General features: G+C 64.7%; 9 protein-coding genes. 4 read left to right on the top strand and 5 right to left on the bottom strand.

The features are described from left to right. Positions 1-119: 119 nt before the first annotated feature. Together DIC66_RS16965 and DIC66_RS16960 are read left to right on the top strand one after the other, a co-directional pair. Entirely contained in the window at positions 120-545 is a 426-nt protein-coding gene (locus DIC66_RS16965) for a hypothetical protein (protein ID WP_117179288.1), read from the top strand. A gap of 78 nt (positions 546-623) precedes the next feature. Continuing rightward, positions 624-2765, top strand: a complete 2142-nt coding sequence (locus DIC66_RS16960; protein WP_117179287.1) for a putative bifunctional diguanylate cyclase/phosphodiesterase — start codon at positions 624-626, stop codon at positions 2763-2765. Here the strand turns inward: DIC66_RS16960 and DIC66_RS16955 are convergent. From DIC66_RS16955 to DIC66_RS16940, 4 genes are read right to left on the bottom strand one after another with little or no spacing between them, the layout of a single operon-like run. Then, entirely contained in the window at positions 2762-3370 is a 609-nt protein-coding gene (locus DIC66_RS16955) for a carboxymuconolactone decarboxylase family protein (protein ID WP_117179286.1), read from the bottom strand. The two genes, DIC66_RS16960 and DIC66_RS16955, sit on opposite strands and share 4 nt — an antisense overlap. Positions 3371-3372: 2 nt before the next feature. Continuing rightward, positions 3373-4167 (bottom strand): ABC transporter ATP-binding protein, encoded by a 795-nt coding sequence (locus DIC66_RS16950; RefSeq protein ID WP_117179285.1) that lies wholly within the window; start codon positions 4165-4167, stop codon positions 3373-3375. Position 4168: 1 nt separating this feature from the next. Next, entirely contained in the window at positions 4169-4993 is an 825-nt protein-coding gene (locus DIC66_RS16945; protein ID WP_117179284.1) for an ABC transporter permease, read from the bottom strand. A gap of 6 nt (positions 4994-4999) precedes the next feature. Further along, on the bottom strand, positions 5000-5974 hold the full coding sequence (locus DIC66_RS16940) for an ABC transporter substrate-binding protein (protein ID WP_117179283.1): 975 nt from the start codon (positions 5972-5974) through the stop codon (positions 5000-5002). Between the two features lie 220 nt (positions 5975-6194). On the opposite strand from DIC66_RS16940, the gene DIC66_RS16935 reads away from it, so the two are divergent. Continuing rightward, positions 6195-11333 (top strand): CHASE domain-containing hybrid sensor histidine kinase/response regulator, encoded by a 5139-nt coding sequence (locus tag DIC66_RS16935; RefSeq protein WP_117179282.1) that lies wholly within the window; start codon positions 6195-6197, stop codon positions 11331-11333. Beyond that, the gene (locus DIC66_RS16930; RefSeq protein WP_117179281.1) at positions 11275-13281 is read left to right on the top strand and encodes a GGDEF domain-containing response regulator; all 2007 of its coding nucleotides are present in this window, start codon (positions 11275-11277) and stop codon (positions 13279-13281) included. The genes DIC66_RS16935 and DIC66_RS16930 overlap by 59 nt, the downstream gene beginning before the upstream one ends. Before the next feature lie 187 nt (positions 13282-13468). Here the strand turns inward: DIC66_RS16930 and DIC66_RS16920 are convergent, their stop codons facing one another. Next, positions 13469-14506 carry an endonuclease/exonuclease/phosphatase family protein gene (locus DIC66_RS16920; RefSeq protein ID WP_158558933.1) on the bottom strand — a complete coding sequence of 346 codons (1038 nt, stop codon included), beginning with the start codon at positions 14504-14506 and terminating at the stop codon, positions 13469-13471. Positions 14507-14555: the final 49 nt, after the last annotated feature.

The raw sequence follows: 14555 nt of genomic DNA, 5'->3' as shown, positions 1-14555 counted from the left end.
GCAGGAGGCTGCACAGTGCTTTCCAAATTCTCTCTGAATCGGCCTGGCTGCGTGCAGCTGAGGGGCATTGGTGGCCACAGGCTGGAAGTCAGCATCCGCAGCTCGGAGACAATTGCCGTATGAACAGCCCCGAACCCACAACGCCCCAAACCCTTCCCGACTGGGAGCTCTACCACGCCCTGCGTGAGCAGTGGACGCATGAGGACAACCTGGTCAACCACCGGCTGATGTGGCTGATCCTGTCGCAGGGCCTGCTGTTCACCGCCTATGGCACGCTGACCATCGACAAGCACCGCTGGCTGGTCTATGGTTTTCCGCTGTTTGGCATGGCGGTGGCGGCGGTGATTGGTGTCAGCATTTTTGCGGCGCTGGATTCCTCGCGCGCCATTGAGGTGGAGTACCGCCGCGCGGGGCTGGAGCGGCTGTGCCATCTGGTGCCACAAAGTGCTACGGGGCACCGCGGCAACTGGGCTGCCAAGGCGCTGCCTGCGGTATTTGCCACGCTGTGGTTGCTGGCGGCCACCGGCTTCATACAGGCCAGCTGAGTGGTGCCACCCAGGCGGTAAAAAGTCAGGCACATTTCCGGATGGCGGTGCAAAATCTGATGCAAATCCATTTGCGCCATGATTGAGCCGCCCACCCGCCCCACCCATGCTGTTGCGCACCGCCTTCTGCCCACGGTGGCGATGCAGCCACCCGGAAAAAAATTCCGGCTGCTGCGCTACTTTGCACTGACCAGCCTGCTGGGCGTGCTGCTGGTGCTGGCGCCGCTGGTCTACTTCTACCGCCAGTTCGCCACCGAGGCACTGGAGCAGCATGAGACCCACGACAACGTGGTCGTTGCGCAAGTATTTGCCAGCACGCTCTGGCCCCGGCATGCGGCCTTTATGCAAGCGGCCGCGGGGCTCGGCCCACAGCAGTTGCGCGAACATCCCCAGGTGGCGCTGATCCGCGCCGATGTGCTGCAGCAAATGAAGGGGCTATCGGTGGTGAAGGTCAAGATCTACGACCTGCGGGGCATGACCGTCTTTTCCACCGACGCCAGACAGATTGGCGAAGACAAGAGCGATGACGAGGGCGTGCAGGGTGCCATCGCCGGCAGGGTGAGCAGCGAAATTGCCTTTGAGAACACTTTCGATGCCTTCGAAAAAGTGATCAACGACCGCAACCTGGTCTCCAGCTACATCCCCATACGGGTGGACGAGCGGCAGGCGCCCCAGGGGGTGTTTGAGGTGTACTCGGATGTCACCGACTACATGGTCGAACTGAAGCAGACCACCTGGGAAATCATCGGTGTGGTGCTGGGCAGCCTGGGTGTTTTCTATGTGTTCATGTACGCCATCATGCGCAGGGCCGACCAGGTCTTGCGCCGCCAGGCCCACAACGAGGCCCAGACCCATGAGGCCCTGCTGGCCTACCAGGCCCTGCATGACCCGCTGACCGGTCTGCCCAACCGTGAGAGCCTGACGCCGCAGGTCGGCACGCTGCTCGAAGCCGCCCGCAGCAGCCAGCAGAAATGTGCCTTGCTGTGCCTGGGCCTGGACGGCTTCAAGGAGATCAATGATTCGGTGGGCCACCAGGTCGGTGATGCCGCGCTGGTGGAAGTTGGCCGGCGGCTGCAGGCGCTGTTTGGGGATGCCCATATCCTTGCCCGCCTGGGTGGCGATGAATTCGTGATTGCCCTGGGCGATTTGAGCCAGGCCCTGGCGGTGGAGCGCATCGTGCAGGCACTGGAGCGCGCGCAAACAGCGATTGCCGGACGGCCCATCCTGATCGATGGGAACGACCTGTCCTTGACCGCTTGCGTGGGCGTGGCCATTTACCCGGACGATGGCCAGCAGGTGGCCGAACTGCTCAAGGCTGCCGACACCGCGCTCACCCACGCCAAGCGCAATGGACGCAATGGCTACCAGTTCCACACGCAGGGCATGAACGACCACGTACTGGAAACGCTGTGGGTGGATCGTGACCTGCGCCGGGCCCTGGAGGAAAACCAGTTTGTGCTGTACTACCAGCCCAAGATTGATCTGGTCAACGGCCGCATCACCGGCGCCGAAGCGCTGATTCGCTGGCAGCATCCCACGCGCGGTCTGGTCATGCCGGGCCAGTTCATACGGGTGGCCGAGGAGCGTGGCCTGATCGTGGCCCTGGGGGATTGGGTGATGCGGGAGGCCTGCCGGCAAAACAAGGCCTGGCAGGAAGCCGGCATGGCCGAGCTGCCCATTGCCATCAACCTGTCGGCCCAGCATTTCAGGCTGAGCACGCTGCTGCGGGATGTGAAGCGCACCCTGCAGGACCATGCACTCGGGGCCGACTGTCTGGAGCTGGAGCTCACCGAGAGCTCCATCATGCAGGACGCTGTGGCCACCATTGCGACCATGCGCCGGCTCACGGAGGTGGGCGTGGTGCTGGCGCTGGACGACTTTGGCACCGGCTACTCATCGCTGAGCCAGCTCAAGGGTCTGCCGCTGGCCAACCTGAAGCTGGACCAGTCTTTTGTGCGCGGCCTGCCCGACGACCACGACGACCTGGCCATCTGCACCGCCGTCATTGCCATGGGCCAGGCGCTGGGCCTGAAGGTGATTGCCGAAGGGGTGGAGACGCCCGAACAACTGGCCGCACTGCGCACCCTGGGCTGCGATGTGGGGCAGGGTTATCTGTTTGCACGGCCCCTGCCTGCGGCACAGTTCATGGAGTTTGTGCAGCGCCACGGCGGCATGGAAGTCACCGCCTTTGGCGCGCTGGGCGACAACGCGATTTTTTAGCCGGCCTCGGGTGCCACGCGCAAGGCCTCCAGAAAGCGCGACACCATGTTGTAGGCGGCTATCACGCCCACCAGCTCCACCTGCTGCTGCGCTGAGCCCAGAGCCTGCTGCACGCGGGCAAAGCAGGCCTCACTCACCTGCACCTGGCGCGTCATCTCCAGGGTGAGCTGCAACACGGCACGCTCGGTGGCGTCGAACACGGTGGGTCCACGCGATGCCACGTCTTTCAGCGCGGCGTCGGCCAGGGCCGCGTCCATATCCCGCAGTGCATCGAGCTGCGCCTGCGTGCCACCCGCCGCCAGGAACTCCGGTGCGTGCTGCAGCAGCTCGTAGTCCGCCCGGTTCAAGACGGCCACATAGCAGATGGCCAGTTCGCGCAGCTTGGGGTCCAGCGAAAGGCCGTTGCGCACCGCGCCCAAAAACGTGTTCCAGCCCACGGCATAGGCCGGGCTGTTGAGCAGCATGCGGTCCAGGTTGAGGAGGGTGCCGCCGCGCCGCTTGCGGATGGCCTCCACCACCTCGGCGGGCTGCAGCGCGCTGTCGGGCACGGTGGCAATGCGTGGTGCAGCCGTAGCGTTCTGGTGCTTGTCGTTATGTTCCGCCATGCTCAGTCCACCGCCGCGATCAGCTCAGCGTCATGGTGGCGCTGCTGCTCTTCCATCACCAGCTGACCCAGCTCGCGCTTGAGGGTATTGAAGGCGGGCGATGACGGGTCACGCAGGCGCGGCAGGTCCACCAGCAGGTCGCGCTTGACGGTGCCGGGGCGGTAGGTCATGACCACGATGCGGTCGGCCAAGTAGATGGCTTCCTCGATGCTGTGGGTCACAAAAATGACGGTCTTGCCCAGCTCGGCCCAGATGCGCAGCAGCTCGTCCTGCAGGTTGCGCCGGGTGAGTGCGTCCAGCGCGCCAAAGGGTTCGTCCATCAGCATGATGGGCGAGTCCAGTGCCAGGATGCGGGCTATGGCCACGCGCTGGCGCATGCCGCCCGAGAGGTCCTTGGGGAAGCGGTTGCGAAAGTCACTCAGGCCCAGCTTGGCCAACAGCGTGGCCACGGTGCTCTGGATGCTTGCCGCGTCCACGCCCTTGATCTCCAGGCCAAACGCAATGTTTTTTTCCACCGTCATCCAGGGGAAGAGGGCGTACTCCTGGAACACCATGCCGCGGTCCGGGCCGGGGCCGTTGACCTGTTTGCCGCCGGCCGTGATGCTGCCGCTGCTGGGCAGCGAGAAGCCGGCAATGGCGTTGAGCAGGGTGGACTTGCCGCAGCCCGAGGGCCCGAGCAGGCAGACGAACTGGCCTTGGGGGATGTCGAGGGTGATGTCCTTCAAGGCCACCACTTCGCGCTGGTCGCTGGCGAAGACCTTGTTGACGCCGTTCACAGATATATGGCTTGCGTTCATCTCAGTGCTCCAGGCCACGGTGCCAGCGCAGCAAATAGTTATTCAATTTATTCACGCCAATGTCGATGGCCAGGCCCAGCATGCCGATGCTGATCATGCCGGCGATGATTTTGTCGGACCAGAAGTACTCGCGCGCCTCCAGAATACGAAAGCCCAGCCCGTTGTTCACCGCAATCATCTCGGACACGATGACCACAATAAAGGCCGTGCCGATGCCGATGCGCACGCCCGACAGGATGTAGGGCACGCTGGCTGGCAGGATGACGCGCAGGAACAGGGTGCGCTGGTTGGCACCCAGGTTGCGCGCAGCGCGCAGGTAGATGCCGTCCACATGGCGCACACCGGCGATGGTGTTGATCAGCACAGGGAAGAAGGCGCCAATGGCAATCAGGAAGATGGCCGGCGGATTGCCCAGGCCAAACCACAGAATGGCCAGCGGGATGTAGGCAATCGGCGGGATGGGCCGCAGCACCTGCGCCAGCGGGTTCAGCCACGCATAGACACGCGGGCTGGCCCCCATCACCAGGCCCAGCGGCAGGGCCAAGCCGGCCCCCACCAGAAAGCCCACCAGCACCCGGTACATGCTGCCGCTGGCATCCAGCAGCAGCTCACCCGAGATGGCCCAGGCGACCCAGCTGCCTTCAAATTCGGCGAAGGGTTTGGCGGGCAGCAGGTAGGCTACCCAGCGTGTCACCACCGCCCAGGGCGAGGGCAGCACATGCTCGTTGACCCAGCCCAGGGCGCAGACGCTTTGCCAGACGGCAATCAGCACAATGGGCACGATGAAACCGGCGCCGGCCTGGCGCCAATGAAAGGGTTTGCTCATGGTGGCTTACTTCACGCCCAGCGATTTCTTGGCAGCGTCCAGCAAGTCCGTCTTGACCCAGTCGGTGGCCACGGGCGGCTTGTCCATCTTGCCAATGCCGGCCTTGACCATCAGGTCGGTGGAGATCTGGATGTGGGCGGGCGTAATGTCAAAGGAGTAGGGCGAGTTGTCGATGGCGTCATCAAAGTCGTCCTTGGTGATCTGGCCCTTGAACACGGTTTGCGTGACGTATTTTTCTGCCAGCGACTTGTTGTCGATAAAGGTCTTGGTGGCTTCCACAAAGCAGCGCATGAACTTCTCGGCCAGGGGGCGGCGCTCCTTGTAGAACTTTTCGGTCATCACCAGGGTGCGCACCGGCTCACCAATCGGCGTGTCATAGGGCTTGATGACTTCGACGCCAAAGTTCTTGTTCAGCGCCTGCGAGGCCTGTGGCTCGGTCTGCATGATGGCGTCCAGGTTCTTGCCGATCAGGGCGGCGTTCAGGTCCGGGTAGCTCAGGTAGATCAGCTGCACATCTTTGCCCGTTGCGTCGGCGGAGGTGAGGCCGTTTTGCGCCAGCTCGGTGGCCAGCAGCAGCTCCTGGATGCTGCCGCGGGTCACACCCACCTTCTTGCCCTTGAGGTCCTTGACCGTCTTGATGCCCGCGTCGGGCCGAGCCACCAGGCGCGCGCCGCCCTTGGCAAAGCCGGCCACCACATAGATAGGGATGCCCTTGGCACGCCCGGAGATGGCGGCCTCGGACGCGGTGGCGCCCACATCGAGCTCGCCGGCGATGATGGCCTGCATCACATCGAGGCCCTTGGCAAAGGTGCTCTCCTCGACCTTGATGCCGCACTTGGGCGCGATCTCCTTGATGTAGGAGACGGCGGCAAAGTGGGCCAGCTTGAGGTTGCCCAAGCGGATCACGTCATCGGCGGCGTGGGCCGTAAAACTGCTGAGGGTGGCGCAGGCCAACAGGCCGATTGCCAGGGGTTTGAACATGGTGTGTCTCCTTTGGAATAGGTGGCGGCAAGGCACGTGCCTGCTGCTCTATGGCCATTGTGCGATGCCGTGTGCTGCCGCGCATCTGTAGAAATACGCATGGGACTTGCCCTGAGGGGCCTTGTCAGGGCGGTAAACTGCAAAAGCGTCCCAGAGTCAAAAAATCGACCGGGAGAGGTCGCCGCACAGGGAGCACATCGGGAACAGGAATATTTCCGGCATGACAACATCCATCCATCCAAAACGTTTGTTGCTGGAGGTCATGTCGCTCATGGCTCTGGCCGAGACGGTGGTGATGCTGGTGTTGCCCATCCTGGCTCCAGGCCTGGGCACCCTGGCGGGTGGCTTGCTGAATATGGCACTGCTGACCCTGCTGGCAGGACCGGCGGTCTATTGGCGCATTCAGCGGGCCTTGAAGGGCGGGCCCGTGCAGGCCCCCGCGCAGCAACAAGCGGGTCTTGGCAAATCGCGCCATGCCATTGCGCTGGCAGCTTTCGCCCAGATCCTGGGACTGCTGCTGACCGCCGGCGGTGTGTGGTGGCAGCACCGCAACCTGGAGGGCTCAAGCCAATCCCGCTTTGAGCAAAACACCGAGCGCCTGGGTACCGAGGTGACGCGTCGGCTCTACCAGGCGGTCTATGGCCTCAAGGGAGCGCGCGGCGCCGTTGCGGCAACACCACGCTTCAACCGCGAGGCCTTTGATGCTTATGTAGAGTCGCGTGAGCTCGCCAGTGAATTCCCGGGCATACGCGGTTTTGGCTGGATTGAGCGGGTGCAGCGCCGCGACCTGGACCATTTTGTGACCACCGCCCGTGCCGATGGCGCGCCGGACTTTGCGGTGCGCACAGGCGGCAATGCCGCCGACTTGTTGGTGGTCAAGTACATCGCGCCGCTGTCCGCCAACCGCCCGGCCTGGGGCGCTGACCTGGGGCAGGACCCACGCCGCCGCAAGGCCATTGAATACGCCATAGACACGGGCCAGCCCACCTTGTTGGCTGGCATCAACCTGCTGCAGGATGCCAAGCGGTCGCCCGGCTTCCTGTTCCTGTTGCCGGTGTACCGCAAGGGCAGCAACCCGCAGACCGTGGAGGCGCGCCAGCGCGATCTGCTGGGTGTGCTGTCGGCCCCGATTGTGGCCTCCGAGCTGCTGGAGTCGGTTGACCATGCGATCGACAACCAGCTGGAGTTTGGCCTGTATGACGGGACCGAGACCGACCCGGCCCACCTCATCTTTTCCACGCAAGGGCAGGCCAAGGATCTCCCGCAGCCCGGTAGTGCGGCCCCACCTGCCGACACCAGCTTCTCCAACGTCAGCGTGTTGAATGTGGGCAACCGCCTGCTCACACTGCGTGCCAGCGGCAGTGCGCGCTTTGCCACAGCACTGGACCGTTCCAGCCTGACACTGATTGGTGCCGGTGGCACGCTGGTGAGCTTTCTGATGGCGATCTCGGTCTGGCTGCTGGCGTCAGGCCGACAGCGCGCCCGTGACCTGGCCGAATCCATGACCGCGGAGCTGGACCGCATGGCGCAGGTGGTGCAGCACACCGACAACGCGGTCACCATCATGGACCGCGACATGCGCATCCAGTGGGTGAACCAGGGCTTCTCGCGCATCACCGGCTACAGCCTGGAAGAGGCGCGGGGCAGAACCCCGGGTGAGCTGCTGTCTTCGGGCAAGAGCCTGCCTGAGGCCATACAAACCCTGCTCGATGGCGCCCGGCGTGGCGTGGCCTGCCGGGTCGAGCTCATCAACCGGGCGCGCGACGGCCACGACTACTGGGCCAACACCGAAGTGCAGCCCATGCTGGACAAGCAGGGGCTGCTGGTGGGCTTTATGGAAATCGGCACCGACATCAGCGAGCAGAAGAACACCCAACTGCAGCTGGAGGCGGCCATGCGTGAAGCCAGCGCCCTGCACACCACGGTAGACATGCATGCGATTGTCTCGGCCACCGACGCCGAAGGCTTTATTACACAGGTGAACGACGCCTTTTGCCGCATCAGCGGCTACAGGCGCGAGGAACTCATCGGCAGAAACCACCGCATCTTGCAGTCGGATGTGCAAAGCCCGGCCTTCTGGACCGGCCTGTGGCAGACCATCAGCAGCGGCAAACCCTGGCGCGGCGACATCTGCAACCGTGCCAAAGACGGCTCGCTGTACTGGGTGGACAGCATGATTGCACCCTTTGTGGGTGAGGACGGCCGCATTGAAAAATACATCTCCATCCGCACCGACATCACCGAACGGCACCGGTCTGCCGAACGCCTGCGCCAGAGCGAAGCCACCTTTGCCGCCGCCTTCCAGGATGCGGCCACCGGCATGGCCATGCTCTCACCCAGAGGCCAGTGGCTGATGGCCAACCCGGCCATGTGCAGCTTCCTGGGCCTGACGCAGGACGAGCTGCACGAAATGACCCTGCTGGACGCTAGCCATCCGGACGAGTGGGACACCGACAACGAGCAGATGAAGCGCCTGCTGGAGGGCGAGATTCCGGTCTACCAGCGCGCCAAGCGCTACCTGCACAGCGATGGTCATCCCCTGTGGGGACTGGCCAGCATGTCGGTGGTACGCACCGATGACGGCAAGCCGGAGTTTGTGATTGCGCAGATCGTGGACATCACAGCGCGCAAGCGGGCCGAAGAGGCGCTGGGCCTGAGCAACGCGCTGATGGAGGAGTCGCAGTCGGTGGCCAAGGTGGGCGGCTGGGAGCTTGATGTGGTCTCGGGCAACCTGTACTGGACGCGCGAAACCTACCACCTGCACGAGACCACTCCGGACGAATTTGACCCGACGGTGGATGCCGGCGTGGGCTACTTCCTGCCCGAGTCACGCGTGCGCATCAGCGCGGCCCTGGAACTGGCCACCAGCATAGGCCAGGGCTATGACCTGGAGCTGGAGACGCTGACCACCAAGGGCCGGCGCATTGATGTGCGCACCACCTGCAAGGCCACGCTGGAGAATGGCAAAGTGGTGCGCATCAGCGGCATCTTCCAGGACATCACCGAGCGCAAGCAGTACGAGCGCTCGCTCAAGGAAGCACGCGAAAAGGCCGAACTGGCCACCCAGAGCAAGGGGCAGTTCCTGGCCAACATGAGCCACGAGATCCGCACCCCCATGAACGCCATCCTGGGCATGCTCAAGCTGCTGCACCACACCGAGCTCAACAGCCGCCAGCGCGACTATGCCGACAAGACCGAGGGTGCGGCCAAGTCGCTGCTGAGCCTGATCAACGACATCCTGGACTTCTCGAAGGTCGAGGCCGGCAAGATGGAGCTGGACCCGCAGCCCTTCCGCGTCAACCGCCTGATGCGCAACCTGTCGGTCATCCTGTCGAGCAACCTCGGTGCCAAATCGGTGGAAGTGCTGTTTGACATAGACCCCGCCATTCCCGATGTGCTGCTGGGTGACTCCATGCGGCTGCAGCAGGTGCTGATCAACCTGGGCGGGAACGCCGTCAAGTTCACGCGGCAGGGCCAGGTGGTGGTGTCGCTCAAGCTGCGGCAACTGGCGGCCGACAGCGCCGACATCACGTTTGCGGTGCAGGACTCCGGCATTGGCATTGCTCCGGAGAACCAGGCCCATATATTCACCGGCTTCTCGCAGGCCGAAGCCTCCACCACACGCAAGTTCGGCGGCACGGGCCTGGGCCTGGCCATCAGCCAGCGCATGGTGGAACTGATGGGCGGCACGCTGCACCTGAGCAGCGAACTGGGTGTGGGCAGTACCTTCGCCTTCACCCTGCGCCTTCCCCGTGTGACCCACATTCCGCCCGAGCTGGAAGAGTCCCTGCCGCCCCACGCCGAGCTGCGCCGCGTGCTGGTGGTGGACAGCAACCCGGTGGCCCGCGAACTGCTGTCGCGCATGGTGCAGTCCTGGGGCTGGCCCGCCGAGGTGGCCGACAGCGGCGAGGCGGCGCTGGAACTGGTGGAGCAGCGGATGGAGGAGGGTGTATTCCCCTTCGACGTGGTGTACTTGGACTGGCACATGACCGGCATGGATGGCTGGGCCGCTGCAGCCCGGCTGCGCCAGCTCTGCACGGCGGCCCAGGCACGCCAGCCGGTGCTGGTCATGGTGTCTGGCAACAGCCGTGAAGCGCTGGAGCAGCGCACCCAGGAAGAGCAAAGCATGCTCAACGGATTTTTGGTGAAACCGGTGACGGCTTCCATGCTGCTCGAAGCGGCGCTGGAGTCCGCCGCGTCGAATGCGCGCATACGCCAGTCGCAGCGCTCGGCGGCCAAGCTGCGCAGCCTGCGGGGCATGCGCATTCTGGTGGTGGAGGACAACCTGATCAACCAGCAGGTGGCCGAGGAGTTGCTGATGTCCGAGGGTGCCCTGGTGTCACTGGCGGCCAATGGCCAGCTCGGGGTGGATGCGATTGCAGCTGCCAGGGGTGGCGCGCAATTCGATGCGGTTCTGATGGACATCCAGATGCCGGTGATGGACGGCTTTGCCGCCACGCGCTGTGTACGCGAGCAGTTGCACCTGCCCACCTTGCCCATCATTGCCATGACCGCCAACGCCATGACCTCTGACCGCGAAGACTGCCTGGCAGCCGGCATGGATGCGCACGTGGGCAAGCCCTTCGACCTGACGGCACTGGTGCAGACGCTGCTGGATGTCACCGGCTACCAGGCGCCACAAGGCGCGGCCGCTGTGCGCGGCAGTCCAGTGGCCACTGCCCAGCCAGAGCTGCCCGCCTCTGCAACCAGCGATGTGCTGGACATGGCCGCAGCACTGGGCCGCATGGGTGGATTGACCCGGCTGTACCTGCGCTCGGCCAGGGACTTTGTGGGCACACTGCCACAACAGGTGAGCGCCTTGCAAGCAGCCTCCGTCAGCGATGCGGCCCAATGCGGCAGGCTGGCGCACGCCCTCAAGGGCACGGCCTCGCTGCTGGGCGCCGGGGCTCTGTCGGACGTGGCATCGCACCTGGAGAAGCAGTGCAACACGGGGGCCGCCGCGTCAATCCTTGCCACCACATTGGAGCGCCTGGACGTGCTGGCCCGGGCCACAGAGGCCGAGTTGCTGCAGGTGCTGTCGAGCCTGCAGGGCGCTGAAGATTTGGCCCCGCAAGGGTCCGCGTCAGCGGCTTCCAGGCCGACCACGCCAGGGGCAGAGGATGGGACAGCGCATGCCGCCATCCGGGCGGCACTGGAACAGCTCACACCGCAACTCGAAGCCAACGACCTGACAGCATTGGAAACCTTTGCCGCCCTGCGCGAGACGCTGGTGGCCGTGCCCGAGACGCTGTTCACGCCGCTGGAAGAATCGCTGCAGGACCTGGAGCTGGAACAGGCCCATGCGGCTTGCCGCAACATGCGGGCCTGGCTGGACGCCTTGTCCAATCACCCCGTGTAAATACCTGATACTTGACGCACCCGTCGCACCGGAGAACCCCATCCAACCGATCAACCAACCGCTGGAGGCGCAGCTCGTCGAAAGGCTGCCGAGTCCGCAAGGTGTGGCCTTGGCCATCATGACGGCCTGCGCGCGCGAGGATGTCAGCCTCGGTGAGGTAGTGAGTCTGGTGCAAAGTGACCCGGCACTGAGCGGGCGCCTGCTGGAGCGTGCCAACGCAGCCGCCAACGGCGGGCGACCGGTGATTGCCATCACCGAAGCGGTCAACCGCCTGGGGCTGCAGGCGGTCAAGCAAATGGCCCTGTGCTTTTCGTTGGTGGACCAGTATTCCAAAGGCAAGTGCCAGTTCTTCGACTACAGCCATTTCTGGAGCCACTCCCTGCTCATGGGCGTTGCCATGCAGCAGTTTGGCGCCATGCAAAAACTGGGCGCACCTGAAGAGCTGTTCACCTGCGGCCTGCTGGCCCAGGTGGGGCAACTGGCCCTGGCCACTGCCTACCCGTTGGAATATGGCCGCCTGCTGGCCACCGGCACACGCGGCAAAAAGCTGCTGCTACTGGAGCGCGAGCTGCTGCACCTGGACCATTTGCACCTGTCGCGCGAACTGATGATGCGCTGGGGCCTGCCACGCGTGCTGGTAGACATGGTGCAGTGGCACGAGGACCCCAGCGAGTCGCAGCTTCAAAGCCACAGCAGGCCCTGGCACCTGTGCCAATGCCTGCATCTGGCCCTGCGGCTGGCGGACTTCGGTCTGGCCAGCAAGGCCGAACAGGGCCCGCAGATTGCTCAGCTCACCGAAACCGCGAGCCACCTGGGCCTCAAGGCCAGTGACATGGGCGAGCATGTGGACGCAGCCATCACGCAGTGGCAGTCCTGGGCCACGCGCATGCAGGTGCGCTCGCAACCCAATGTCGGCTTTGACAAGATCGTCGAAGGCGCGCTGCGCCCCGAGATCACTTCCGAATCGCTGTGGCTGCGCATCATGGTGGTCGAGGACGACCCGGTGGTGCGCCGCCTGCTGCAAACCTGGCTGGAGCAAGAGTGCCAGCACACCGTGGCCGTGGCCACCAACGGGCGCGAGGCCTTGCAACTGGCCACCGACTTTGCGCCGCACATTGTGATCACCGACTGGCGCATGCCCGAGATGGACGGGCTGGAGTTGTGCCGGGCCCTGCGCTCGAGCCGCTGGGGCGAGAGCGTGTATGTGCTGATGCTCACCAGTGCCGAACTGGAAAACGATCTGGTGCAGGCCTTTGAGGCGGGTGTGGATGACTACGTTTCCAAGCCGCCCAATTTGCGCGCCCTGGGTGCGCGCCTCAAGGGTGCCTGGCGCTATGTGCGGCTGCGCGAAAACGCCGAGCAGGACAGCAAGCGGCTCACCGACATGGCGGCCGAACTGGCGCTGACCAACCGCCGCCTGCAGCTCGCCGCCTTGACCGACCCGCTGACCCAGCTCTCCAACCGGCGTGCCGGTTTGCAGGCGCTGGCACAGGCCTGGGGTGCGGCCACACGGCATGCGGACGCGCTCACCCTGCTGAGTTTTGACATTGACCACTTCAAGGCCATCAACGACGCGTACGGCCACGCCGCAGGCGATCTGGTGCTGCAACAGGTGGCGCTGACACTGCGCAATGCCTCGCGCGCGCAGGACACGGTGTGCCGCTGGGGTGGTGAAGAGTTTCTGGTGATATCACCCAAGTTGAGCCTGAACGAAGGCGTGCTTGCCGGTGACCGGCTGAGGAAGGCCGTGGCCGGCCTGGTCGTCACCGTGGAGGGCAGGAGCCTGCAGGTCCGTGTCAGCGTGGGCGTGGCCTCCTGGGACCAGGCGCTGACTGACCAGGACGAGCTGATTGCCCAGGTGGACAAGGCGCTCTACGCGGCCAAGGCCGGCGGCCGCAACGCCCTGGCCGTGTTCAAGAGCGGTGTGGCGCGCTGCATCAAGCTGTAGGCCCCCACGCTCCCCCACTGCGTGTGGGTCGCTGCCCCCCAAGGGGGCTGTCCCGCCTTGGGGCGGCCCGGCGGCGGGACATGGCCCCCACGCTCCCCACTGCGTGTGGGTCGCTGCCCCCAAAGGGGGCTGTCCCGCCTTGGGGCGGCCCGGCGGCGGGACGTAGCCCCCACGGTTGCCCGATGGGTCAGGGCAGGATCAGCAGGTCGGCAATCACGGGGTTGTGTTCGGATGCATCACTGCGGCCCACGGCGGCGCTTTGCACGGCCACACCGGCGCTGCGCAGAATGTGGTCGATGCGGTAGAGGTCTATATGCTGGCTCAGTGCGTGGCCATGCGTGTAGCCCCAGCCGGTACCGCCTTCGGCAAAGGCGTCTGCCAGGCCAGCACGCTTGAGGGTCTGCACCACGGGTGACTGTTCCGGTGCGTTGAAGTCCCCCATCACCAACAGCGGCCTGGGCAGGCGCGACACCACGGACAGCAGGGTCTGCGCTTGGGTCATGCGCCGGGCCAGGTTGGCCTGCCAGTCCTGCAGCCCGTCGGCAAACTCCCGCTCGGTGGCCAGCAGGGAGCTGCGCGGCGAGACAAAGTGCGCTGTGACCAGCTGCACATCCTGGGTCCCGATGTGCGCCGTGCATTGCAGGTAGTGGCCCAGCCTGTCACCCGGCCCCAGGCTGCCGGTCTTGCAGTCCCCAAGCGGATAGCGGCTGGCCAGCACGTACTGGTCAAAGGCGATGACATGCGGCAGCCCAAACACCGGGCGTGCCACATTGGGCACGGTGTCGTCGTTCTCAGTCAGCCACTTCTGGGCGTCCTGCAGGGCCACGATGTCGGGTGCATATTCCTGCACCTCCAATTCAATCTCAGAAATGCCACCGGCCCTGTGCCGCGCATTCAGGGCCTTAATGTTGTAGCTCAGCACCCGCACGTGCGTGCCCGCCATGTCGTGGTCCGGCCACAGCTGCCAATGGAAATCCATGGTGACCAACACGAACAGCGCCAAGTTGGCCGCAGCGGCCAGCACCCAGAGCGGGCGCAAGAACAAGGCCAGCAGCACCGAGACACCCAGCGGCAGCAGCAGCCAATAGAAGGGCAGGAAGCGCGACAGCTCGGCCAGCCAGGGCGGTGCCAGGTCCAGGTTCTGCAGGGCCATCAGGGCCAGGTGTGCGGCAATGGCGCCGCCCACCAGCAGTTGCAGGGGCGCTTTACCTAGATTCCTTTTCATGGCTGCATTGTCGGCGAGGCGGTGCCAAATGCCGCACACCCTCAAATGC

It is taken from the genome of Rhodoferax lacus (genome assembly GCF_003415675.1).
Lineage (GTDB): Bacteria > Pseudomonadota > Gammaproteobacteria > Burkholderiales > Burkholderiaceae_C > Allorhodoferax > Allorhodoferax lacus.
This window is presented reverse-complemented; position numbering and strand designations above follow the sequence as displayed.

Bases quoted from the DNA above. Each gene is read 5' to 3' on its own strand.
- DIC66_RS16920 (WP_158558933.1), bottom strand. From the start codon at position 14,506: ATGAAAAGGAATCTAGGTAAAGCGCCCCTGCAACTGCTGGTGGGCGGC.
- DIC66_RS16965 (WP_117179288.1), top strand. From the start codon at position 120: ATGAACAGCCCCGAACCCACAACGCCCCAAACCCTTCCCGACTGGGAG.
- DIC66_RS16960 (WP_117179287.1), top strand. From the start codon at position 624: ATGATTGAGCCGCCCACCCGCCCCACCCATGCTGTTGCGCACCGCCTT.
- DIC66_RS16935 (WP_117179282.1), top strand. From the start codon at position 6,195: ATGACAACATCCATCCATCCAAAACGTTTGTTGCTGGAGGTCATGTCG.
- DIC66_RS16930 (WP_117179281.1), top strand. From the start codon at position 11,275: ATGCGGCTTGCCGCAACATGCGGGCCTGGCTGGACGCCTTGTCCAATC.
- DIC66_RS16955 (WP_117179286.1), bottom strand. From the start codon at position 3,370: ATGGCGGAACATAACGACAAGCACCAGAACGCTACGGCTGCACCACGC.
- DIC66_RS16945 (WP_117179284.1), bottom strand. From the start codon at position 4,993: ATGAGCAAACCCTTTCATTGGCGCCAGGCCGGCGCCGGTTTCATCGTG.
- DIC66_RS16950 (WP_117179285.1), bottom strand. From the start codon at position 4,167: ATGAACGCAAGCCATATATCTGTGAACGGCGTCAACAAGGTCTTCGCC.
- DIC66_RS16940 (WP_117179283.1), bottom strand. From the start codon at position 5,974: ATGTTCAAACCCCTGGCAATCGGCCTGTTGGCCTGCGCCACCCTCAGC.